At 51.2% G+C, this 22,505-nt stretch carries 22 protein-coding genes; 9 read left to right on the forward strand and 13 right to left on the reverse strand.

Features of this window, described 5'->3' with window-relative positions:
* Window positions 1-37: 37 nt before the first annotated feature.
* The 3 genes from ybiJ to mcbA all read right to left on the reverse strand — a co-directional run bounded on the left by ybiJ (window position 38) and on the right by mcbA (window position 1,237).
* The gene (gene ybiJ, locus ACT9TW_RS12030) at window positions 38-298 is read right to left on the reverse strand and encodes a DUF1471 family protein YbiJ (RefSeq protein WP_446492476.1); all 261 of its coding nucleotides are present in this window, start codon (window positions 296-298) and stop codon (window positions 38-40) included.
* A 285-nt stretch (window positions 299-583) separates the two neighbouring features.
* Window positions 584-850 carry a DksA/TraR family C4-type zinc finger protein gene (locus ACT9TW_RS12035; RefSeq protein ID WP_446492477.1) on the reverse strand — a complete coding sequence of 89 codons (267 nt, stop codon included), beginning with the start codon at window positions 848-850 and terminating at the stop codon, window positions 584-586.
* A gap of 123 nt (window positions 851-973) precedes the next feature.
* Entirely contained in the window at window positions 974-1,237 is a 264-nt protein-coding gene (mcbA, locus tag ACT9TW_RS12040) for a DUF1471 family periplasmic protein McbA (protein WP_182060118.1), read from the reverse strand.
* Window positions 1,238-1,478: 241 nt separating this feature from the next.
* On the opposite strand from mcbA, the gene rlmF reads away from it, so the two are divergent.
* Window positions 1,479-2,396 (forward strand): 23S rRNA (adenine(1618)-N(6))-methyltransferase RlmF, encoded by a 918-nt coding sequence (gene rlmF, locus ACT9TW_RS12045; RefSeq protein ID WP_182060119.1) that lies wholly within the window; start codon window positions 1,479-1,481, stop codon window positions 2,394-2,396.
* Between the two features lie 41 nt (window positions 2,397-2,437).
* Here the strand turns inward: rlmF and ybiO are convergent, their stop codons facing one another.
* The 6 genes from ybiO to rhtA all read right to left on the reverse strand — a co-directional run bounded on the left by ybiO (window position 2,438) and on the right by rhtA (window position 9,086).
* Entirely contained in the window at window positions 2,438-4,651 is a 2,214-nt protein-coding gene (ybiO, locus tag ACT9TW_RS12050; RefSeq protein ID WP_446492478.1) for a mechanosensitive channel protein, read from the reverse strand.
* A gap of 135 nt (window positions 4,652-4,786) precedes the next feature.
* Window positions 4,787-5,509: a glutamine ABC transporter ATP-binding protein GlnQ gene (gene glnQ, locus ACT9TW_RS12055; RefSeq protein WP_014069454.1), complete on the reverse strand. Its 723-nt coding sequence runs from the start codon at window positions 5,507-5,509 to the stop codon at window positions 4,787-4,789.
* On the reverse strand, window positions 5,506-6,165 hold the full coding sequence (gene glnP, locus ACT9TW_RS12060; RefSeq protein ID WP_010428919.1) for a glutamine ABC transporter permease GlnP: 660 nt from the start codon (window positions 6,163-6,165) through the stop codon (window positions 5,506-5,508). The genes glnQ and glnP overlap by 4 nt, the downstream gene beginning before the upstream one ends.
* Before the next feature lie 123 nt (window positions 6,166-6,288).
* Window positions 6,289-7,032 carry a glutamine ABC transporter substrate-binding protein GlnH gene (gene glnH, locus ACT9TW_RS12065; RefSeq protein ID WP_014069455.1) on the reverse strand — a complete coding sequence of 248 codons (744 nt, stop codon included), beginning with the start codon at window positions 7,030-7,032 and terminating at the stop codon, window positions 6,289-6,291.
* Window positions 7,033-7,393: 361 nt separating this feature from the next.
* Window positions 7,394-7,897, reverse strand: a complete 504-nt coding sequence (dps, locus tag ACT9TW_RS12070; RefSeq protein ID WP_182060121.1) for a DNA starvation/stationary phase protection protein Dps — start codon at window positions 7,895-7,897, stop codon at window positions 7,394-7,396.
* Window positions 7,898-8,198: 301 nt separating this feature from the next.
* A complete protein-coding gene (gene rhtA, locus ACT9TW_RS12075) occupies window positions 8,199-9,086 on the reverse strand; it encodes a threonine/homoserine exporter RhtA (protein ID WP_182060122.1) in 888 nt (295 codons plus the stop codon).
* Window positions 9,087-9,441: 355 nt separating this feature from the next.
* Between rhtA and ompX the strand changes: the two genes are divergently transcribed.
* A complete protein-coding gene (gene ompX, locus ACT9TW_RS12080; protein WP_446492479.1) occupies window positions 9,442-9,966 on the forward strand; it encodes an outer membrane protein OmpX in 525 nt (174 codons plus the stop codon).
* A gap of 139 nt (window positions 9,967-10,105) precedes the next feature.
* On the opposite strand, the gene ACT9TW_RS12085 is transcribed toward ompX, so the two are convergent.
* Window positions 10,106-11,689: a phosphoethanolamine transferase gene (locus ACT9TW_RS12085; RefSeq protein WP_446492480.1), complete on the reverse strand. Its 1,584-nt coding sequence runs from the start codon at window positions 11,687-11,689 to the stop codon at window positions 10,106-10,108.
* 279 nt (window positions 11,690-11,968) lie between these two features.
* Complete coding sequence (gene mntS / locus ACT9TW_RS12090; RefSeq protein ID WP_182060124.1) at window positions 11,969-12,097, reverse strand: manganase accumulation protein MntS; 129 nt, start codon at window positions 12,095-12,097, stop codon at window positions 11,969-11,971.
* A gap of 183 nt (window positions 12,098-12,280) precedes the next feature.
* Between mntS and mntR the strand changes: the two genes are divergently transcribed.
* The 6 genes from mntR to ACT9TW_RS12120 all read left to right on the forward strand — a co-directional run bounded on the left by mntR (window position 12,281) and on the right by ACT9TW_RS12120 (window position 18,624).
* Window positions 12,281-12,754 carry a manganese-binding transcriptional regulator MntR gene (gene mntR / locus ACT9TW_RS12095; protein ID WP_446492481.1) on the forward strand — a complete coding sequence of 158 codons (474 nt, stop codon included), beginning with the start codon at window positions 12,281-12,283 and terminating at the stop codon, window positions 12,752-12,754.
* Window positions 12,751-13,851, forward strand: a complete 1,101-nt coding sequence (locus ACT9TW_RS12100) for an anion transporter (RefSeq protein WP_446492482.1) — start codon at window positions 12,751-12,753, stop codon at window positions 13,849-13,851. The genes mntR and ACT9TW_RS12100 overlap by 4 nt, the downstream gene beginning before the upstream one ends.
* Before the next feature lie 101 nt (window positions 13,852-13,952).
* Window positions 13,953-14,993 (forward strand): aldo/keto reductase, encoded by a 1,041-nt coding sequence (locus tag ACT9TW_RS12105; RefSeq protein ID WP_182060127.1) that lies wholly within the window; start codon window positions 13,953-13,955, stop codon window positions 14,991-14,993.
* 149 nt (window positions 14,994-15,142) lie between these two features.
* Window positions 15,143-16,519, forward strand: a complete 1,377-nt coding sequence (locus ACT9TW_RS12110; protein ID WP_446492483.1) for a glycoside hydrolase family 1 protein — start codon at window positions 15,143-15,145, stop codon at window positions 16,517-16,519.
* A 50-nt stretch (window positions 16,520-16,569) separates the two neighbouring features.
* Entirely contained in the window at window positions 16,570-17,892 is a 1,323-nt protein-coding gene (locus tag ACT9TW_RS12115) for a PTS sugar transporter subunit IIC (RefSeq protein ID WP_446492484.1), read from the forward strand.
* Between the two features lie 15 nt (window positions 17,893-17,907).
* Window positions 17,908-18,624, forward strand: a complete 717-nt coding sequence (locus ACT9TW_RS12120) for a GntR family transcriptional regulator (protein ID WP_446492485.1) — start codon at window positions 17,908-17,910, stop codon at window positions 18,622-18,624.
* Window positions 18,625-18,639: 15 nt separating this feature from the next.
* On the opposite strand, the gene ACT9TW_RS12125 is transcribed toward ACT9TW_RS12120, so the two are convergent.
* Together ACT9TW_RS12125 and ldtB are read right to left on the reverse strand one after the other, a co-directional pair.
* A complete protein-coding gene (locus ACT9TW_RS12125) occupies window positions 18,640-19,449 on the reverse strand; it encodes a glycosyltransferase (protein ID WP_182060130.1) in 810 nt (269 codons plus the stop codon).
* Between the two features lie 242 nt (window positions 19,450-19,691).
* Complete coding sequence (gene ldtB, locus ACT9TW_RS12130; protein WP_182060131.1) at window positions 19,692-20,612, reverse strand: L,D-transpeptidase; 921 nt, start codon at window positions 20,610-20,612, stop codon at window positions 19,692-19,694.
* 221 nt (window positions 20,613-20,833) lie between these two features.
* Between ldtB and ACT9TW_RS12135 the strand changes: the two genes are divergently transcribed.
* Window positions 20,834-22,429: an ABC-F family ATPase gene (locus ACT9TW_RS12135; protein ID WP_446492486.1), complete on the forward strand. Its 1,596-nt coding sequence runs from the start codon at window positions 20,834-20,836 to the stop codon at window positions 22,427-22,429.
* Window positions 22,430-22,505: the final 76 nt, after the last annotated feature.

The raw sequence follows: 22,505 nt of genomic DNA on the forward strand, positions 1-22,505 counted from the left end.
AGAGGGTATAGCGAGTGTGGAGCATAATTCCGTTCGGTTATTTGTAGATAACCGCAGTACCGCTAAGTTTGTTGTTGGTGTTTGCGGACGTAATGGTATAGCCGCTTGCACCCGCTGCTTCTGCTTTTGCAGCCAGTTTGGCTTCCAGGCCGTCCAGAGTGGTTGCACCTTCAGCACTTACCACACCGATTTTATTCATGCTCTGCGCCTGAGAAGAGGAGACGGCTTCTGCGGCGAATGCGCCAAAGGAAAGAGCAGACAGGGCAACAGCAGCAACAGCATATTTGATGGTTTTCATAGTTAATCTCTCGCAGGTTATTCTGTTAAGGGGACGATGTTCCGTCGATGTGATAAGTATCACGTTTTTTTGCGGAGGATAAAATCGAAGAGAATTGACGACGTTACTCAAAAAAATTGAATGACAAATAAGTTATTGAATATTAATAAATTCGAAAGCTCAATTTACACTTCTTGTCGCTGCGCTTTACAGAGTCATAGTGAAGGGCACATTTTGCTACGCGTGGTGCAGAATTTCGTGAGAGTAAAGGAAACCGCTTGCGCGGTTATCTTATGTAAATGAAAGTCAACGTAACTGGCTATCTTTCGATCCTCTGCGATTATATCCTGTATAGGATGATTTTTGTGAATCTTTATCCTGTTGGCATGTGATGCATAACCTTACGCCGGGAATGGCTTTACGCCGCGCCTCAGGGATTGGATCGCCGCACTCTTCACATACTTCTAAACTTTCACCCTGCGGTATCTCACCGCGAGCGCGTGCGACAGCATCTTCAATTGTACTGTTGATCTGTTTGTTGACCGCGTCGTCATTTGCCCAACCGGAAGCCATTGCCTACTCCTGTACAGGGGATGTACCTCATAAGATTACTATGGGGTTAAAAAACGTACAGTCAAGGTGGGGAAAAGAGAACTGCATCTGCAAGTCAGATGCAGTTCTTTATCAGGAGGGAGCTTATTTGTAGATAGTGGCTGTACCGTACATACGGTTTGTACCGCCGGCAGAATTGACCACAATGCCTTTAGCACCTTCTTCACGCGCTTTTTCGGCGAGTTTCGCTTGCAGGTCGTCAAGATTGGCTGCACCTGTTACAGAAACAGTGCCCGAAGGGCGCAACTGCCCGGTATCGTCATGCGATAGTGTTTCAACAGACCATGCGGAGAAAGATGCTCCTGCCAGTGCGCCTGCAATGACGATGAGTGTCAGGTATTTTTTCATAATCACATCCTCTGAATGACAACGGGTGATCCACAGTAAGTTTAGAAGCTTGCAGAGTGTGATTTGGAGCAAATATTTGATGATGATCTGCTTATTTTTTGAACGATATAAATTGACAAACCGCTGACAGATCATAGACATACAGGCTACTGATTTTTTTCGCAATTTTGTGCCCCGCACAGAGATATTTACCCTGGAGGCATCAAAGGGTATCTTACGCCGCTGTTTAAAGGAGAATGCCATGACTTCCCAAAAGCCGGGGTTGCACCCGCGTAACCGTCACCGCAGTCGTTATGATATGCAGGCACTATGCCTGAGCTGCCCACCGTTGCAGGACTTTATTGTGCAAACGCCTGCGGGTGAACCGTCGGTTAACTTTGCCGATCCGCAGGCTGTCAAAATGCTCAATAAAGCGTTGCTTGCCCACTATTACGGCGTTGCGCACTGGGACATTCCCGAAGGCTTTCTCTGCCCACCCGTGCCGGGGCGTGCGGATTATGTCCATCATCTTGCCGACCTGCTGGCGGAAGATAACGCAGGCGTTATCCCGAAACAGGCCACGATTCTGGATATTGGCACCGGGGCGAACCTGATTTATCCGCTGATTGGCGCGCATGAATACGGCTGGCGTTTTACCGGAACGGAAATTGACGCCAGTGCCTTCGCCAGTGCACAGGCGATTATCAGCGCCAATGCCGGGCTAAGCCGCGCCATTCGACTGCGTCGGCAGAAAGATGCCGCAGACATTTTTAACGGCATTATTCATAAGAATGAGCAGTACGATGCCACCTTGTGCAACCCGCCATTCCATGACTCTGCGGCATCTGCCCGTGCAGGAAGCGAGCGTAAACGCCGTAATCTGGGGCAGGCGGAAGATGGTGCGCTGAATTTTGGTGGCCAGCAGCAGGAACTGTGGTGCGAAGGGGGGGAAGTGGCCTTCATTCTCAAAATGATCGCCCAAAGTAAAGCATTTGGCCGCCAGGTGAAATGGTTTACAACCCTCGTTTCCCGCGGGGACAATCTGCCGCCGCTGTATCGCGCGTTAACGGAAGTGGGTGCGGTTAAAGTGGTGAAAAAAGAGATGGCGCAAGGCCAGAAGCAGAGCCGCTTTATCGCATGGTCGTTTATGGACGATAACAAACGCAAAAAGCAGGCCTGAACCCGTAGGCCCGGTAAGCGCAGCGCCACCGGGCAATAAGGCTACAACGTCGGCTCCTGTGGCGGTGGCGCTGATGCCGGTGATGATAATACCTGATATGTCTGCACCGGCATTCGTACATCCGCCAGATCAAAGTGTTTTTTTACCATGCTGTCGAGCGCGAATCGCACGGTCCACTGTTTAAGCGGTTGGGTGGTGAACGACACGCGCAAAGTGAACGCCGTATTGGTGAGCCCGACAATACCTGCAAACGAGGGCTCGCCAATGATAAGCCCCCGAATGCCGTCCATCTCCAGCAACTCTTCCACCGCGGCCTTTAGCGCCTGTTTTGCTTTATCTGCATCTTCATGACGATCGACATCATAATTCGCCACCACTGAGCCAATACCGCGCACGAAATTAGCGAAGGTGGTAATCGATGACCACGGAATAATGTGGTACGCGCCGGTGTCCTGGCGCACGCCGACGGAGCGAATGGACATCCGCTCGACCGTGCCGGTTAATGGCCCGATAGTCACCAGATCCCCGGTGTTCATCCCGTTCTCAAACTGAATGAAGATTCCGGTAATAATATCCTTCACCAGCGTTTGTGACCCGAAGGAAATCGCCAGCCCCAGTGCGCCTGCACCGGCCAGCAGCGGGGCGATATTCACACCTATCTCTGACAGCACAATCATAATGGTAATGGTGCTGATAATGACCGCCAGCGCATTGCGAAACAGGGTTAACAGCGTGCGGGCGCGGGCGCTCGGCAGCGGCCTGCCGTGAATATCTGAAACCAGACGGTTCTCTATCAGGCTCGCCAGCAGCGTCCAGCCTACAGCGGAGAAGAACAGGATCAGCGCGATGCGAATCAGAATATCGACGGTCTTTTCCCCCGTGCCATTGTGCAGCCAGTTCCAGAAATCAAAAAGTCCCCAGGCGTTTAGCAGCAGCATCACGGCAATGCAGACGGTGAGAATTCTCGCCACCTTAAGTGAAACCGACGCCCAGCCATTCACCCTTTTTTGCAGCTCCGGGTAGTTGCGCTGAACCTGCGCCGACAAAGTGATAGTTTTTGAGATCCAGCGTGACAGCAGGCCCGAAACGAAGGCGGCTATACCGATAATGGCCAGACTTTTGAACGTTGCCCCCATCATAAATTTCAGGCTGTTGCCCGGGTCAAAGAGCGAGAAGAAACAGAGCACAATAAAGTAAGCGCTTGCCAGCCAGTGCCACACCAGCGCGAAGGCGCGTATGAACAGACTAAAGAACGACAGGGAACGGTCGGCCAGTTGTAGCAGGCTTTCAGTGATGCCTTTTTTATTATGAAAGATAAGGTACAACGCCCAGACGGTAATACAGAGCATGATCAACACATTGGCCAGTGCGCCGAACTGGACATTTACCTGATTAGAAATGATCGGCACGGCAACCAGCAACCCGTAGCCAATCAACCCGCTGAGAATACTCAATCGCATGGCCCAGTATCTGGCGCTCTTATCCTGAATGGCGAATGGGCGAAGCTCCGACACGCCCGGGCAAAAAATGAGTCGTAGCAGCGCCTTAAAGAACTCAATCAGGGCAAATGCGTTCAGGAACAGCGCCTGCTGAAAGGCGATGGTTTTACTGCCTGCATTTAGCGCGTCGCTCGATATCTGTCCGATAAACAGGGTGAGGGCCAGTAACAGTAAATCAATGGCAAATGCGCCAGTGATCATCAGCGGTAACGGAAACCAACTGCCCTTGTCGCGGTTCTTTTTTCTCCCCCACTGACCCATTTTGCGGTACAGCGGCCAGGCGCACAGGCGTGCCAGCCAGTAAAAAGCAAACACAATGGCTGCCAGCATCAGGAAATGGCTTACTGCACTGGTAAAGGTCTGAGGATTGAAGGGTTTATGCGGAGAGCCAATCAAATTGCGCCAGAGCTGGGCAAAGCGTGACGAGAGGGCTTCACTGTAGTGTCGGCTCACCTCGGTGACGTTTTCAAGCACCGTTTTTTGTTCTGCTGCCTCTGGCGGCGCAATCGCGGGAACGGGCTCCTGAGACGGCGTAGCGGCAACTTTACGTAACTGGCCGATGAGCGCCTGGCGTGAGGTATCATTCTCAAGGATATCGGCCAGCGCGCTATAGGCCGCTTTTTTCTGCTCGACATCCGGTTCTGGCGGGGGCGTATTCTGCGCGGTGGACGGTGTTCCGGTAGTGACGCCCGGGATAGCGACCGCAAGAGAAGGGGCGCAAAACAGGCTAAGTACAAGCAACAGTATCCACGGCACGGCTTCCTCCGGTGAAAATGTCGAATGAAATGATAAGTATAGAAGGCAGGGGAAGGCGGAGGATTTTTGGGAACAATCTGGCAAAAAAAGCCGGGTGCAGCTTTCGCTTACCCGGCCTTGTGGCTGAAAGGTGTATCAGGAAACGTGTTGCAGGAACTCCTGCAAACGCTGGCTTGGTGGGTTCGCAATAAGCTCTTGCGGGTTGCCATCTTCAGCGATACGGCCTTTATCAATGAAAATCAGGCGAGACGCCACTTTCTCGGCAAAGCCGATTTCGTGGGTAACGATAACCATCGTCATCCCTTCTTCCGCCAGATCCTGCATGACTTTCAGCACCTCGTGACGCAGCTCAGGATCGAGTGCAGAGGTTGGCTCATCAAAGAGCATCATTTTAGGTTTTACTGCCAGCGCGCGGGCAATCGCCACACGCTGCTGCTGGCCGCCGGACAGCTCAGAAGGGTAGTGGTGCGCACGCTCTGCCAGGCCAACTTTCGCCAGCAGATCTTTCGCCAGCGCTTCTGCCGCCGCTTTGTTTGCCCCGCGCACGCGCAGTGGGCCAAACATCACGTTTTCCAGCGCCGTCAGGTGCGGGAACAGGTAGAACTGCTGGAACACCATTCCTGCTTCCTGACGGATCAGACGGTCGTCCACTTTCGGGTCATTGACTTTCAGACCGTCGACAATCAGATCACCGCTGGTTATCTCTTCCAGCTTGTTGATGCAGCGCAGCAGGGTAGATTTACCGGAGCCGGATGGCCCGATAATGACCACGACTTCGCCCTGTTTAATGTTTAAATCGATATTGTGCAGCACCTGGGTTGGACCAAAGTGCTTGGAAACGTTTTTAAATTCAATCACAGGATTTTCATCCTTCTTTCAAGACGACGCAGAACAAAGCTCAGAACCAGAGTGATAATCAGATAGACAACGGCTACCGCACTCCAGATTTCCAGCGCACGGAAGTTGCCAGCAATGATCTCCTGGCCCTGACGGGTCAGTTCAGCAACACCGATAACGATAAACAGCGACGTGTCTTTAATACTGATGATCCACTGGTTACCCAGCGGCGGCAGCATACGGCGCAGCGCCAGTGGGAGGATAACGTGGCGGATCGTTTCGCGACGTGAAAGCCCCAGAGCCAGGCCCGCTTCGCTGAAACCTTTATGAATCGACAGTACTGCACCACGGGTGATTTCCGCGATGTACGCACCGGAGTTAATCATAATGGTGACAACGGCCGCGCTGAACGGATCAATGCGCAGGTCGTTGAATGCCATAGGCAGGGCGAAGTAGATGAACATGACCTGTACGACGATTGGCGTACCGCGGATCACTTCGATGAAAACCAGTGCGATGTGGTTAGCAATCCAGCCACCGTAGGTGCGGGCGAAACCGGCGACAAGGCCGATAATCAACCCGCCAACCAGACCGAGGACCGAAATCCACAGGGTCATTTTGGCGCCTTCAAGCAAGAGAGGAATGGCAGGCCAGATGGCGCTCCAGTCAAACTGCATGATAATTTCCTGTTACTGTTACCGTGGTAAAAACAAAAAGTTAGCCAGAGGGATAACTAAAATTGTAGGCCCGGTAAGCATAAGCGCCACCGGGCTTTACTGTACCTGATGGATCAGGTTGATTTATTTAGGTTCAGTACCGAACCATTTTTTGTAGATTTCGTTGTACGTGCCGTTCTCTTTCAGGGTTTTCAGCGCGCCGTTAACTTTAGTGCGCAAGTCGTCGCTGCCTTTAGGGAACGCAATACCGTATTGCTGTGCTTCCAGAGATTCACCCACTGCTTTGAACTTGCCGTTACCCGCAGTTTTGATGAAGTAGAGGATGTTTGGCGTATCATGCAGAACGGCATCAGCACGGCTGGTACCCAGTTCCATGTATGCGTTGTCGATGTTCGGGAACTGACGCAGGTCTTTGGTTTTGATGTTTGCTTTTGCGTAGTCAACAGAACCGGTACCGCCTTTTACAGCAACCACTTTACCGTCGAGATCTTTAACGCTTTTAATGTCGTTATTGTCAGCTTTAACCATCACCAGCAGGCCGCTTTTGTAGTAGCCGTCAGAGAAGTCGATCGCTTTTTTACGTTCGTCAGTAATGGTGATACCTGCCAGCGCCAGGTCAACGTTTTTGGTTTGCAGTGCCGGGATGATGCCGCTGAAATCCATAGGTTTCAGGGTGTAATCCAGTTTGAGTTCTTTTGCGATAGCGGCCCACAGATCCACATCGAAACCAACGTATTTGTCACCCTGTTTGAATTCAAACGGAACGAACGCCGTGTCGGTCGCCACAACCAGTTTGTCGGCGGCCTGAGAAGACACCGCAAAAGCCAGGGTAAGTGCAGCCAGTGAAACTTTTAATACAGACTTCATAGCATTTCCTTTTATATCCACGGGGCGATCCCCTGCGAGAACAACAGGCACTATGAAAAAATCGTGCCAACTTTACAACTTATTGTTTTGCAAAGGGGATGATGTCATACGTTGCACAATAAACGTGGCAATCATGTTTTATTGCACCAAGATGGAGCACCCTTTTGGTGCGCTTCGTTTTGGTCAACTGACAGGGGGATATTTAGCGCGGGTTCTGACGAAAAAACAATCTTCTATTAACGGTTGTGTGAGGTGATTATTACATTTCGTTCACTTTTGCAGGGTGTAAACAAAAAAATGCGCACCATAAAAGTGCAAAACCCCCGCCGTAAGCGAGGGTTTAATAGAAAAATCGTATGGATTACTCGATGTTAGACTCGATAAACCACAAGAATTTATCCAGATCGCGGGAAGCTGCGGTGAAGATGTCGGCAGTGTCTTCGTCTTTGGTTTCACCGATGGCTTTACGCACGTCATTGGCGACAATCGCATACCTGTCCGCCAGCTCTTTCAGGTGATCCTGAACGGTGTGGATATCCAGCGGGTAACTTTTCAGCGGCGTTTTGCTGTTGATGACCTGCGTTGTACCTAGTGCAACACCACCTAACTGAACAGCGCGTTCGGCCATGGTATCCAGGTGGTCGGTCAGTGCAGTACGGAATCCATCCAGCATTTCATGTACGGCAATAAAGTTTGCGCCGCGCATGTTCCAGTGAGCCTGTTTCGTTATCAGCGACAGATCAATGAACTGGATCACCTGGCGATTCAGCAACTCAACAGTCGCTTTCTTATCACTATCTGATACATCGTTACGGGTATAAAGCAGATTAGATGATTTCGTTTTTACCAATTTAGCGGTACTCATAATCTCATATCCTCTTGATGTTTGTGTCCCAGGTAATTAACGAAATTGAGTATAGCACCCGTTTAGTACATTGCAGTTTTGATCCTGCCTATCAGTTTAATAGCGTAGAGTGTCTTGAGATGTAAATGTCTTTATTATCATTGCGATAATGTATTGGTTGCGAAGATGTTACTATTTTCCATCGAGCGAAACAGCGGTGCAATGATATTTCAGAATAATGCGAAAATTGTGAGTGAATAATACAGGAAGGGATACTGGCTTATATTCTGCATGGCCATTTTGCCATGCAGAATCATGTTCATCAGTTAATATCGATTTTTTCGACTTTGCTTTCGCGGCGCAGGGTCAGCGTGGAGCCCATTGACGCGGCAATAATAGAGCAGAGTGCAAGTGTCTGGGTGAAGGTCAACGTCTCTCCGAGGAACACCATCCCGGAGATCGCCGCCAGCGCGGGCTCCATACTCATCAACGTTCCAAAGATCCTTGTCGGCAGACGCGTAAGGGCAATCATCTCCAGAGAATAGGGCAGAGCCGTAGAAAGAATGGCAACCGCAAGCCCGATTGGCATGACAGACCATTGCCAGATGGATTCTGTGGCCTGTGCCATGCCAATAGGAACAAAGACGATCGCGGCAATTAATGAACCCAGGGCCACCGTTGCCGGGCCATGCTCTTCACCCGCACGTTGGCCTGTAAGGATATAGACCGCCCAGCAGGCTCCTGCGCCCAGCGCCAGTGCAGCGCCCGTTAAATCAATCTGCGACACATCCTGGCCAAGCGGCAGCAGGAACCACAAACCCAGTACGGCTAACACCACCCAGATAAAGTCTACCGGACGGCGGGAGGAGAAAAGCGCCACGGCCAGCGGGCCGGTGAATTCGAGAGCAACGGCAATCCCAAGCGGTATGGTCTGAATAGAGAGGTAGAACATATAGTTCATGGCGCCCAGCGACAGCCCGTAAAACAGCAGGGGCAGGCGTTGCTCTTTTTTGAAGCGCAACCGCCAGGGTTTGAAAATGACCACCAGTATCGCCGTACCCAGCACGATACGCAGCGCGGTTACGCCAGGCGCACCAACCAGCGGAAAAAGCGATTTTGCCAGCGACGCGCCACTTTGAATGGAGAGCATGGCGATGAGTATGACTGCAACCGGCATCCAGACCGACGTTTTGCGGGATAACCCTGGCATCCTTTCTCCTGTCATTTTATGTCAAGTGAAGTAAAAGCCGCAGTGTATATGGAAATATGCTGCAACGGTTGAGACTCCGTTGAAAAAAAAAGGCGTGAAATCCGTAAAATGGTTAAGCGTTGATGGATTTATCGACTGTCAGATTAAGAATAATCTGGATGAATGCAACGGCATGGACGCGCAGTATTAGCTTTTTGATGCGAAAATTCTGCGTTATTTGAAAGAGATAGCTGAGGATGGAAACGTTCTGTTACAGGAAAGACATCTTTAGACATCACGAATCAGAAAGAGTTTCACAAGATTTTTTGATATATTTAAAACTTACGGATTTACTTGAAGCACATTTGAGGTGGTTATGAAAAAAATTGCATGTCTTTCAGCACTGGCAGCTGTTCTGGCTGTTTCCGCAGGTACCGCTGTAGCTGCTACTTCTACTTCTACTGTTACTGGTGGTTACGCTCAGAGCGATATGCAGGGCGTGATGAACAAAGCTAACGGTTTCAACCTGAAATACCGCTACGAGCAGGACAACAACCCACTGGGTGTGATCGGTTCCTTCACTTACACTGAGAAAGACCGTTTCGACAACAGCGCTTACAACAAGAGCCAGTACTACGGTATCACCGCTGGTCCAGCTTACCGTCTGAACGACTGGGCAAGCATCTATGGCGTTGTGGGTGTTGGCTACGGTAAATTCCAGCAGACTGAAAACGAAGGTGCTAACCGCACTGCAAGCACCAGCGACTACGGTTTCTCCTACGGCGCGGGCTTACAGTTCAACCCAATCGAAAACGTTGCTCTGGACTTCTCCTATGAGCAGAGCCGTATTCGCAGCGTTGACGTTGGCACCTGGATCGCGGGCGTAGGTTACCGCTTCTAATCACTCCGGTGAGCCAATAAAAAATCCGCCCAATGTGGCGGATTTTTTTATGGAAAGTAAAAGCAAAACGGCAACCCAGGGTTGCCGTTTTTAGTGTTTGTCACCTCTCCCACAGGGAGAGGGCATCAGACCGCGCAGGTCACTTACTCTTTATATCGAAGATATCCGTTCCCAAATGGGTATAGTCAACTTTCTGTAACTTGAAGTTGGTAATGTACACTGAGGGAGCCTTCTTACCCGAAACAAACGGGTAATCATTTTTTATCTCTTGTGCGGAAATCCCGGTCCACTGGGAGAAGAACTCAAGGAAATCATTCGCCGAGCGGCGTGCCTTCACGATCCGATGCGTTTTATCATCGCTCGACAGCACCATAAACGGAACCTGGAAGTTCTGCTGGTACTTGTCATCATGCGCCAGGTACTGCACCTCTTTTCCACGTTCTTTAAACGCTAATCCATGGTCAGAGAAATAGACCATCGAGAAACTTTCCCCGGTATTACGCAACTGATCATAGAGCTTGCTCAGCAGATCGTCCGTTTGCGTCATGGTATAGAGGTAGCAGGAGGTTTCCTTCGACTGAACGAATTCCGCGTATTTCCCCTGCGTGCGGTCACAGGCCTGTGGGTGTGAACCCATCAGATGCAAGACAATCAGCTGTGGCTGTGTGCGCGGGTTGGCAAAGACCTGAGCGGTCATTTTCAGTAGCGCATCATCTTTGGTGTTTTTATCGGCTTCAAAATCACCGCTTTTCAGGAACTGAACTTCATCAGCACGCTTTGCAATACTGGCGATAGCCGTATCGTACTCGCCAATCTGCCCCTGATTAGAGAACCACCATGTCTGGAAACCGGCTCGGTTAGCCAGAGTAACAAAGTTATCCTGATACTGCGGTTTACCATCGACCACACGGTTTAATGTCAGACCGAGCGATTTTTGCGTCGAGCCGCTGGCGGCGATGTAATCGGTAAATAAGGTGCCATTAACCGAGCTGGCAAACGGCGTGTTATCCCAGTGGCCGCCAAACGCTCCCATCGCATCACGACGGGCGCTTTCACCAATCACCACCACATAGGTATGGTATTTCGGTTTGACCGCCAGCACGTTCCAGGTGTCTTTCATATTTGAAAGCTCAGCCATGCGCGCCTGCTCATCAACAACTTCCTGGTTATTGACCACCACGTCTTTCACGAAGCGGAAAACCGGGTAACCGGTATCTTTGAGCTTAAATACGCCACCCCAGGCAAGGTTTTGAACCGGGGCGACAAAGAAGGTCGCCACGCCAACGACCAGACACAGGTGTTCGATTTTACCCCAGTTTTTTTTCTCTTCGGGTTTACGGCGAATGGCAATAACGCCCAGCGCAAAAATGAAGAGGCCCACTACATAGCTATACCACGGGAAAATCGTCAGTATTTCTGTCGACTCTTCCATATTGGTGGAGTGCAGTGCCAGCAGGGTATTAAAGTTCGGCGAGCCATAGGCCTGGCCAAACGGGAAATAAAACGCAGCGACCAGAGAACAGATCCCGACTAACGTTTTCTGTGCGCGCGGAGCAGTACGCCACAACACGTGGAGTATGCAGGTAAAAGCTACGGCATAAAGCAGGCTAAATGGATAGCCAAGCGCAAAGTTAATCAGCAGCGATTGCAGAAAGTAGAATCCCGTCCACGGGCTTAAGGCCCGGCTGCGGGTAACAAGTGTATCTTTCAGGGTTAAATTCATAGGTCACTATCATGAAAACGCCATGTGCTCACCCTGGCGTCAAGGGTCAAAGCCTGCCTGACAGTGCGTGGAAAGGGAATGTGGGTCCGCTTCAGCGAGCCGCAAATAGTGCAGGGCTGCACGAAGATAGTGCTAGTGGTAAATAAGATCAACAGTTGCTAAGCAGATGTTTTGCGAGGGGGATTGCAAATCCGCAAAAAAGTACGGGAATTAGGCGGCTAAAAGCCAGTTTACACGGGGATTGTGACGAAAAAATGAAGCGGCGTACCGCGACGCCGCTTAGTGGGATGGTTTATCGCCCTGCTGCGGTTTGTTGTTAAAAATGTCGCACAGCATAGACAACAGCATTAACCGTACTTTAAAGGGAGAGTGAGTAAACACGTTCATACACCTCTTGAATTCGTTCATAAGACCTCCTGATTTAAGATCCCTTCGATCCGTGAAGGGTGACTGCATTACATACAGATATAGCACAGGCTATATTGTATAGCTATGGCTATTTCGTTAATTTTTTGTGCTTGTACAGCTATGGTTTACAATGGCGCTCTCGTTACACGGCGCTGGAAGCGTCACCCCCATTGAGGACATACAATGAACCGTCGCGCAGGTAAGCCAACAATAAAAAAAACGACGCAACTGGTTAATGTTGAAGAGCATGTTGAAGGATTTCGTCAGGTGCGCGAAGCGCATCGTCGTGAGTTAATTGATGACTACGTAGAGCTGATCTCGGATTTGATTCGTGAGGTTGGGGAAGCGCGCCAGGTGGATATGGCCGCGCGTCTGGGTGTTTCGCAACCGACTGTCGCGAAGATGTTAAAACGCCTGGCCTCTGTGGGCTTAATTGAAATGATCCCCTGGCGCGGAGTATTCCTTACGCCTGAGGGCGAAAAGCTTGCCCATGCGAGCCGCGAGCGCCACCAGATCGTTGAGAACTTTTTACTGGTACTGGGCGTGAGCCAGGATATTGCGCGCCGGGATGCCGAAGGCATGGAACATCACGTCAGTGAAGAGACGCTGGTGAAATTCCACGAATTCACTGTCAAATACGGACCATCTGCGGAATGACGTTCCCGGGATTGCAGGCGCTGAAGCGCGATCGTTTCTTTCATCTCTTATTGATTATCGGGGCTGGGCTAAGCGTATTTGTCCCTTTTGCACCGCACACCTGGCCTGCGGCTATCGACTGGCGCACGATCATCACGCTTAGCGGTTTAATGATGCTCACCAAAGGTGTCGAGCTGAGCGGCTATTTTGACGTACTGGGGCGCAAAATGGTGCGCCGCTTTGCCACCGAGCGCAGGCTGGCGCTGTTTATGGTCTTGTCGGCTGCTGTGCTTTCGACCTTCCTGACCAACGATGTAGCGCTGTTTATCGTTGTGCCGCTGACTCTTACGTTACGTAAACTCTGCGAGATCCCTGTCACCCGGCTAATCATTTTTGAAGCACTGGCGGTTAATGCGGGTTCACTTTTAACGCCCATCGGTAACCCGCAAAATATTCTGCTGTGGGGGCGTTCCGGGCTGTCGTTTGCTGCATTTACCTGGCAGATGATGCCCCTGGCACTGGCGATGATGGTGTCGTTGCTGGTGGTCTGCTGGTTTGCATTCCCGGATAAGAGATTGCAGTACCACAGCGGAACAACAGGCCCGGAGTGGAAACCCCGGCTGGTCTGGAGCTGCCTGGCACTGTATATCGTCTTCCTGACCGCGCTGGAGATGAAACAGGAACTGGCAGGCGTAGGGCTGGTTGCCTGCGGGTTTTTAATTCTCGCCAGACGTGTTCTGGTCAGTGTGGACTGGACGCTATTGCTGGTATTTATGGCCATGTTTATTGATGTCCATCTGCTTATCCAACTGCCGGTTCTACAGAATCTCCTGCACAGCGTCAGCGGTTTGTCGCAGGCAGGTTTGTGGCTCACAGCAATCGGTTTGTCGCAGTTTATCAGCAATGTTCCTTCAACTATTTTGCTCCTCAACTATGTGCCTCCGACCGTGTTACTGGCCTGGGCGGTAAACATTGGTGGCTTTGGTCTTCTGCCTGGTTCGCTTGCCAATCTGATTGCCCTGCGGATGGCTAACGACCGCCGTATCTGGTGGCGATTCCATTTATGGTCACTGCCCATGCTGGCTTGGGCCGCACTGGTCGGTTTCCTGCTGCTTTAGAGGAATGGGCAAGAAATAGACAGAAACGCCACATTCGCAATTCCGCTCAGAAAGGTATAACTCACTTGTACCCATTGAACGAACATTGCGAGGAGCGTTGTATGCGTTATCAAAAACTGGGCAATACCGGTCTGTTTGTTTCTGAACTGTGCCTCGGCACCATGACATTCGGTGGTGAAGGCGGTATGTGGGGCAAGATTGGCCAGCTGCGCCAGAGTGAATCAGAGCAGCTGGTAGGGCGCGCACTGGATGCCGGGATCAACTTTATCGATACGGCGAACGTCTACTCAGAAGGGCGTTCGGAAGAGATAACCGGCCAGGCGCTGAAAAACCTGAAAGTCCCGCGCGAAAACGTGGTAGTCGCCACCAAAGTGTTCGGCGAAACGGGCACGGCAGGGGTGAATTCCCGGGGTAACTCTCGTTACCATATCATCAGCAGCGTGAAAGAGAGCCTGCGCCGCCTTCAGCTTGATCATATCGATCTCTATCAGTTACACGGCTTCGATCCGGCCACGCCGGTTGAAGAAACGCTTTATGCGCTCGATAACCTGGTGCAGCAAGGCCACGTGCGGTACATCGGCGTTTCCAACTGGGCAGCCTGGCAAATCATGAAAGCGCTTGGAATTTCCGAGCGGCTTGGGCTGGCGCGTTTTGCGTCGTTGCAGGCCTATTACACCATTGCCGGGCGCGACCTGGAGCGTGAGCTGGTGCCGATGATGCAAAGCGAAGGTGTCGGGCTGATGGTCTGGAGCCCGCTGGCGGGAGGTTTGCTGAGCGGGAAATATGGCCGTGACGGGCAGGGCGAGGCTGGCAGCCGCCGCCTGGAATTTGATTTCCCGCCGGTTAACAAAGATCGCGCGTTTGACTGTGTGGACGTAATGCGCACCATTGCCGGGAGTAAAGGCGTATCCGTTGCACAAATTGCCCTGGCGTGGCTGCTGCATCAGAAGGCGGTCAGCAGCGTCATTATTGGTGCCAAACGTGTGGACCAGCTTGATGATAATATCGCGGCTACCCACATCCGTTTAAGCGAAGATGAGCTAAAACAGCTGGATGCCGTTAGCGAGCTGCCGCGCGAATATCCGGGCTGGATGCTGGAACGTCAGGGCGAGTATCGTCGTAATCAATTAGCGCAGCAATAACCCCGCTTTCCTCGGCAGCATTCGCCTGCCGGGGTCACTATTTTTCCCGCACTGCTCACAAAAAACGATCCTTCTCTTTGATTGATTTTTCATCTTCACCTATATGACTAGTCATGAAATTTAAATGACTAGTCATATAGGGGGAGTCCATGAAGAAATTACTGCCAGCCAACTTTTTATGGGGAAACTCGGTTTCCAGTATGCAGACCGAAGGCGCATGGAATGAGGGCGGAAAAGGGATGTCGGTGTACGACATTCGGGAAGCGAGTGAGCACGCCTCTGACTGGAAAGTGGCAACCGATTCTTACCATCGTTACCGCGAAGATTTTGATTTAATGCAGGATTTGGGCATGAACTGCTATCGGTTCCAGATAGCCTGGAGCCGAGTGTGTCCGCAGGGTGACGGCGAATTTAACGAAGAGGGAATCGCCTTTTACGATCGCTTCATCAACGACCTGATTGCCCGCGGTATTGAGCCGATGATTTGCCTCTACCACTTTGATATGCCGCTGGCGCTGGCGCAGGAGTACAACGGTTTTAACGATCGCCGCGTTATGGACGCGTTTATCCGTTATGGCAAAAAGATGATCGACTGCTATGGCGATCGCGTGAAGTACTGGCTGACGTTTAACGAGCAGAACATTTTCCATATGCCGGAAGCCTTCAGAATTTCCGGTTACATGAAAGGGGAGAAAACCCTGCGCGAACTGTATGAGCTCCAGCATCATACGATGGTGGCGCATATGGCTTTGACAGAATATCTGCACCAGACCAAACCGGGCAAGCTGATGGGCGGGATGCTGGCACACCAGCTTATCTATCCGACCACCTGCAAACCGCGCGATATCTTCTGTGCCCAACAGTATGACGAGTTCCTTAATCAAAACCTGTTGCGCGTCTTTGCAGGCCAGGGCTATAGCCCGGCGGTGATGGCTGTTGCCGAACAACAGGGCTTCGGGGATATCTACCATCCTGAGGATTTGGCGCTGCTGGCGCGTACCAAAAACGACTACGTGGCGTTCAGCTATTATGCCAGTAAAACCCTCGACAGCGACGCTATCCCGTATGGGACGCCGGTAAACTATTACCTGCTGCATGGCGACAAAAACAATCCGTACCTCAAAGCGACTGAGTGGAACTGGCAGATTGATCCGTTGGGCTTCCGCACCATTATCACCCGCTACTACAACGACTGGCGTCTGCCGGTATTCCCGATTGAGAACGGAATTGGGGTGATTGAATCCTGGGATGGCGTTAACCCGATTGACGATACCTACCGCGTTGATTATCACCGCGCGCATATCGAGGCAATGAAAGAGGCCATTTTTGAAGACGGGGCGCAGGTTATTGGCTATCTCGGTTGGGGTCTTATCGACATTCTGAGTTCGCAGGGCGACATGCGTAAACGGTACGGTGTGGTGTATGTGAACCGCGAGAATCATGACCTGCGGGATATGAAGCGCGTGCCGAAAAAGAGCTATGCGTGGTTAAAACAGGTTATCCATACCAACGGGCGCGAGATGTAAGTTGTACGCTGCCGGGCCGTTTTTGTGACTGATGAATGGGAATATCCGCTATGTCTGAAACAAAAATTACACCTGCGATGCAGTCCTTCGTCGACAGATTTGTTGAGTTTTCGGCACGCCTTGCCAATCAGGTGCACCTGCGTTCCTTGCGCGATGCCTTCGCCACGGTAATGCCCATTTTTATCCTCGCCGGTTTAGCGGTGCTGGTGAACAATGTGGTATTTCCGTGGCTATTTCACGGCGACACGCTGACGCAATTTAAAGTGTGGGGAGAGGCGATTATCAACGGTACGCTGAATATCGCCGCACTTTTGCTTGCACCGATGATTGCCTGGTCGCTGGCACGCAACATAGATTTCGACAACCCGGTTTCGGCAGTGGTTATCGCGGTCAGCAGTTTTATCATCATGATGCCAATGCATCTGCAACTTACCCCGGTCGGAAGCCAGACCACGGTCAACGTCACGCAGGTGCTGACGTTTGCCAACATCGGCTCCACCGGGATTTTTGCCGGCGTACTGATTGGTTTACTCTCGACGGAAGTGTTTATCGCCATTTCCCGACTGAAGGCACTGCACATCTCGCTGGGGGAAAATGTGCCGCCGGCGGTGAGTAAATCCTTTACCGCGCTGATCCCAACCATCCTCACGCTTTCGTTATTTGCCGTACTGGCCGCGGTGCTGGCAACCGTGATGCATACGGATCTTATCCATCTGATTACCACTTTTATTCAGCAGCCTTTGCGTCTGATTAACACCAGCCTGCCGGGCACTATTTTTATCTATAGCTTCGGTAATTTTTTGTTCACGCTCGGTATACATCAGTCGGTGGTAAACAGCGTGGTACTCGAGCCGTTCCTGCTGATTAATACCAATGAGAACATGCTGGCCTTCGCCAACGGTCAGCCGATCCCACATATCATCAACAATATCTTTGTGCCGACATTTGGCATGGTGGGCGGTACCGGCAGCACCATCTCACTGCTGATCGCTATTTTTGTCTTCTCACGGCAAAAATCAGCCAAACAGGTTGCACGCCTGTCTTTGGCACCAGGTTTATTCAATATCAACGAACCCGTGATTTTTGGTCTACCGATTGTATTTAACCTGCCGCTGATGATCCCGTTTGTCCTGTTGCCTGCCATTGGCATTTACTTTGCCTGGCTCTGTACGACGCTCGGGTTAATGTCACGTTGTGTGGTGATGATCCCCTGGACAACACCGCCTATTCTGAGCGCCTGGCTGGCGACGGCAGGGGACTGGCGGGCCGTGGTTGTGCAGTTGGCAATCATTGTATTTGGTGTATTCTTCTACCTGCCTTTCCTCAAGATTGCCGAGAGAGTGGCGTTAAGAAACAGCGGGACAGAAAACTAACGGAAGGAAAGGACGATGGCGGCGAAGTACATCACCATAGCGCGTGAAATTAAAAAACGTATTATCAGCCAACAGTATGCCGCCAATGAACCGCTGCCGGACCAGTTTGCGCTGGCAGCGGAGTTCAGTACCAGTCGTATGACTATTCAGCAGGCCATGCGGCAGTTGATTGTTGAAGGACTGGTGTATACCCGTCAGGGGCAGGGGACGTTCATCCGCAAGAATTTCCTGCAACTCTCGCAGTGGGATCTTTCAGGAAGCGACTACTTTGGCGCGACAAAAACCTGGGAGCATCTGGGCACGGTCAGCAGCCAGGTTGTCCATTTCGAACTGCGTTTTCCCAATGAGAAAGAACAAGCCTCTCTGATGATTAACGGTGATGCGCCCGTGTACGACTTTGTACGCCTGCGGTTGCTTAATGGCGAGCCAATGTCGCTGGATTCAACCGTAATGCCGCTCAATCTGGTGCCCGGCCTGAATAAAACACATCTGGAAAGCTCGGTATTTCAATACGTGCAGGAGACGCTGGGCCTGAAAATCATGGGATCGTACCGTGTGGTGCGTGCGCTAAAACCGAATGCACTGGATATGCAGCACTTGGTTTGTGAACAAACCGATCCGGTTCTGGAGGTTGAGCAGGTTATCTATCTGGAAGATGGTACACCGCTGGAGTATGCCCACTGTCACTATCGTTACGATCACGGCGGGATCGTGATCGTAAATAATGGGTAATGTGCTATTCAGCTTTCAGGCACACGACTCAAAGTAACTGTCAGTGTCTTTAATATAGAGATCGTTCTGGCATAAATAGTGGATCTGACCAGGCTTAAACGTAAATCGAATTTTTTGAAAGAGTGAACGTTTAATTTTACTGGTATTTGCGCGGGACAAACCGTAATCATGGATGATTTCATGAACAAAACGGATGCTCTGAGCCGAAACATAGACAGGCGTTTTGGTTAACTGAATAAGCTTACTGATCCAGATGTCATCCGCACGAGGACAGACTTTAAGGAAGTCCTCATTGTAGTGAAAATACTCCGGGATCATACTTTTCTTGAGCACCACACCACCCAGACCGGTGATGATATAGTCCTGCTCAATTACTTTCGGCACCGTAATTAACGGGAAATTGCGATAGGTATCGAGGATATCTTTCTTCTTCTTTACCGTCTTACGCACGCGGGCCGCGACAACACATTTTTGATTATGACGATAAAAGTCATCAAGAAGGGTTTGCGCCCAAATTTCGTTATAAATGGCATCGTCATCGGCATAGATCAGAATATCGTCATCCGTGGCAACTTGCAGTGCCGGGAATAATTTACGATAAGGTCCTGTATTCTTTACCCATTTAAAGACAAGGTTAGTGCCTGTCTGGCGGATTTTATCCGCCCACTCTGGCTCTTCAGTGATGCCATCGTCACTGAGATATGCTGTGCTGGAAACCCAAACAACAATTTGATCGACCCTGGTACTCTGGTTCGCAAGTGACCACACTGTTTGCGAACAGAGATAAAGGCGCGATTTTGTTGTTGTTAAGTTAATACTGATCATCGTGACTAAGCGGGCTCCAGAAAGAATTTACAACCCTACAAAATGCAGAAAAAGCTGATTTTATAAGTTGGCGCATGATAGCACTTAGATGAAAAGAAGTAACCCCGAAGCTTTAGCAGAAAATGGCGGCAATGGGGGATATAGCAATTAATGTCTTTTAGCCGTGGCAGGAATGTGGGATCGCGCAAATAAAAAACCCCGACAGCGCGGGGTTTTTCGGATTATCTAAATAGCGGGTGTATTTAGTTTAAACGCACAGGCATCCCGGAACGGTTTTGAACTGCCTGGTCAACAACCGTGGATTCTACGTCAGCCTGAGAAGTCACAGATTGTACTGCGCTGTTCAGCGTAATTGGCACGATTTCGTTGTTGTTGAACTGGTCTTCGCTAGTAGACAGCGGGTTGTGAACCTCGATGTAACGGCTGCCGTCCGGCTCGGAAGTGGCTTTTACAGGCTCGTTGATGAACTGCACGCGAGTTCCGACCGGTACGTTTTCGAACAGGAACTTGATGTCGTCGTTACGCAGACGTACACAACCGTGGCTCACACGCAGGCCGATACCAAAGTTGGCGTTGGTCCCGTGAATCGCATACAGACGGCCGATGTACAGGGCATACAGACCCATTGGGTTATCCGGGCCTGCCGGTACAACGGCTGGCAGCGGCTCGCCTGCGGCAATATATTCCGCGTGCATTTTCGCCGTTGGGGTCCAGGTTGGGCCTGCTTTCTTACGCTCAACTTTGGTGGTCCAGTTCAGCGGGGTGTCTTTACCCAACTGGCCGATACCGATAGGCAGCACGATCACGGTGTTGGTGCCTTTCGGGTAGTAGTACAGACGCATTTCGGCGCTGTTGATCACAATACCTTCATGCACGGTATCTGGCAGGATCAGCTGCTGCGGGATGTTTAGTACGGTGCCGGCTTTTGGCAGGTACGGGTCAACACCCGGGTTTGCTTCCAGCATGTTTGACAGGCCGAGCTGGTATTGTGCAGCAAAATATTCCAGTGGCTGGGAGTTACCCTCTTCAACGGTGACAACCTGGTTTTGACCCACCAGACGGCTACCGTCTGTCGGCAGAGGATAAGTCACCGCAGAAGCGGTTTTGCAAAAACCTACTACGGCTAACGCCGCCGCAAAAAGCGTTTTTAATTTCATGTTCATGTTGTGCGAGGTATCTGAGCCACTCTGGCGATTAGTTGATAAGTCTGAATCTGTGATGGGAGCGCATTATATGTGCATTCCCTCTCGCAGGGAATTCAGATGTGTACGAAATCACACTTTTTTCGATTTTGTTAAAGTTTAGTGGAAAGCTGCAACACGGGATCTCATTTCGGAATTGTGGCATAATGCCGTGTTTATCACACTTTTCGCAGGAATCTCCCGTGTTAGTTACCAGCAACGTCACTATGCAGTTTGGCAGTAAGCCGCTGTTCGAAAATATTTCCGTCAAATTTGGCGGCGGCAACCGTTACGGCCTGATTGGTGCCAACGGTAGCGGAAAATCCACCTTTATGAAGATCCTCGGCAGCGATTTAGAGCCGACGCTTGGCAACGTATCGCTCGATCCTAACGAGCGTATCGGTAAGCTGCGTCAGGATCAGTTTGCCTTCGAAGAGTTCACCGTGCTTGATACGGTGATCATGGGACACGCGGAGCTGTGGGAAGTGAAGCAGGAGCGCGATCGTATCTACGCGCTGGCTGAAATGAGTGAAGAAGATGGCTACAAAGTGGCCGATCTTGAAGTGCTGTATGGTGAAATGGATGGCTACTCTGCGGAATCACGCGCGGGTGAGCTGCTGCTGGGCGTCGGTATTCCTGTTGAACAGCATTACGGCCCGATGAGCGAAGTCGCACCGGGCTGGAAGCTGCGTGTGCTTCTGGCGCAGGCGCTGTTCTCTAACCCGGACATTCTGCTGCTCGACGAACCAACGAACAACCTGGACATCGACACCATCCGCTGGCTGGAGCAGACGCTCAACGATCGCGACAGCACCATGATTATCATTTCGCACGACCGTCACTTCCTGAACATGGTCTGTACGCATATGGCGGATCTGGACTACGGCGAGCTGCGCGTTTACCCGGGCAACTACGACGAATACATGACAGCGGCAACCCAGGCCCGTGAGCGTCTGCTGGCCGATAACGCCAAGAAAAAAGCACAGATTGCTGACCTGCAATCCTTCGTCAGCCGCTTCAGCGCCAACGCCTCTAAATCGCGTCAGGCAACCTCTCGCGCCCGTCAGATTGATAAGATCAAGCTCGATGAAGTGAAAGCCTCCAGCCGTCAGAACCCGTTCATCCGCTTCGAGCAGGACAAGAAACTGTTCCGTAACGCGCTGGAAGTGGAGGCCCTCACCAAAGGCTTCGAAAACGGTCCACTGTTTAAAAACTTCAACCTGCTGCTGGAAGTGGGCGAGAAGATCGCCATTCTGGGTGCTAACGGCGTGGGTAAATCCACCATGCTGAAAACGCTGGTCGGCGAGCTGCAGCCGGATAACGGAACCGTGAAGTGGTCCGAAAACGCGCAGATTGGCTACTACGCGCAGGATCACGAATACGAGTTTGAAAACGATCTGACGGTCTTCGACTGGATGAGCCAGTGGAAGCAAGAAGGCGATGACGAGCAAGCAGTGCGCAGCATTCTGGGGCGTTTGCTGTTCAGCCAGGACGATATCAAGAAGCCAGCGAAAGTGCTCTCCGGTGGTGAGAAGGGGCGTATGCTGTTCGGTAAGCTGATGATGGAAAAACCGAATATTCTGGTGATGGATGAACCGACCAACCACCTGGATATGGAATCTATCGAATCGCTGAACATGGCGCTGGAAATGTATCAGGGTACGCTGATCTTCGTTTCCCACGACCGTGAGTTCGTGAGCTCGCTGGCAACCCGCGTGATTGAGATTACGCCTGAGCGCGTGGTGGACTTCACCGGTAACTATGAAGATTACCTGCGCAGTAAAGGTATCGACGGCTAAAAAAAAGCCCGGTGGCGCTACGCTTACCGGGCCTACGAGTTAGTTTGTAGGCCGGGTAAGGCGAAGCCGCCACCCG

This window comes from Enterobacter sp. C4G1 (assembly GCF_052886895.1).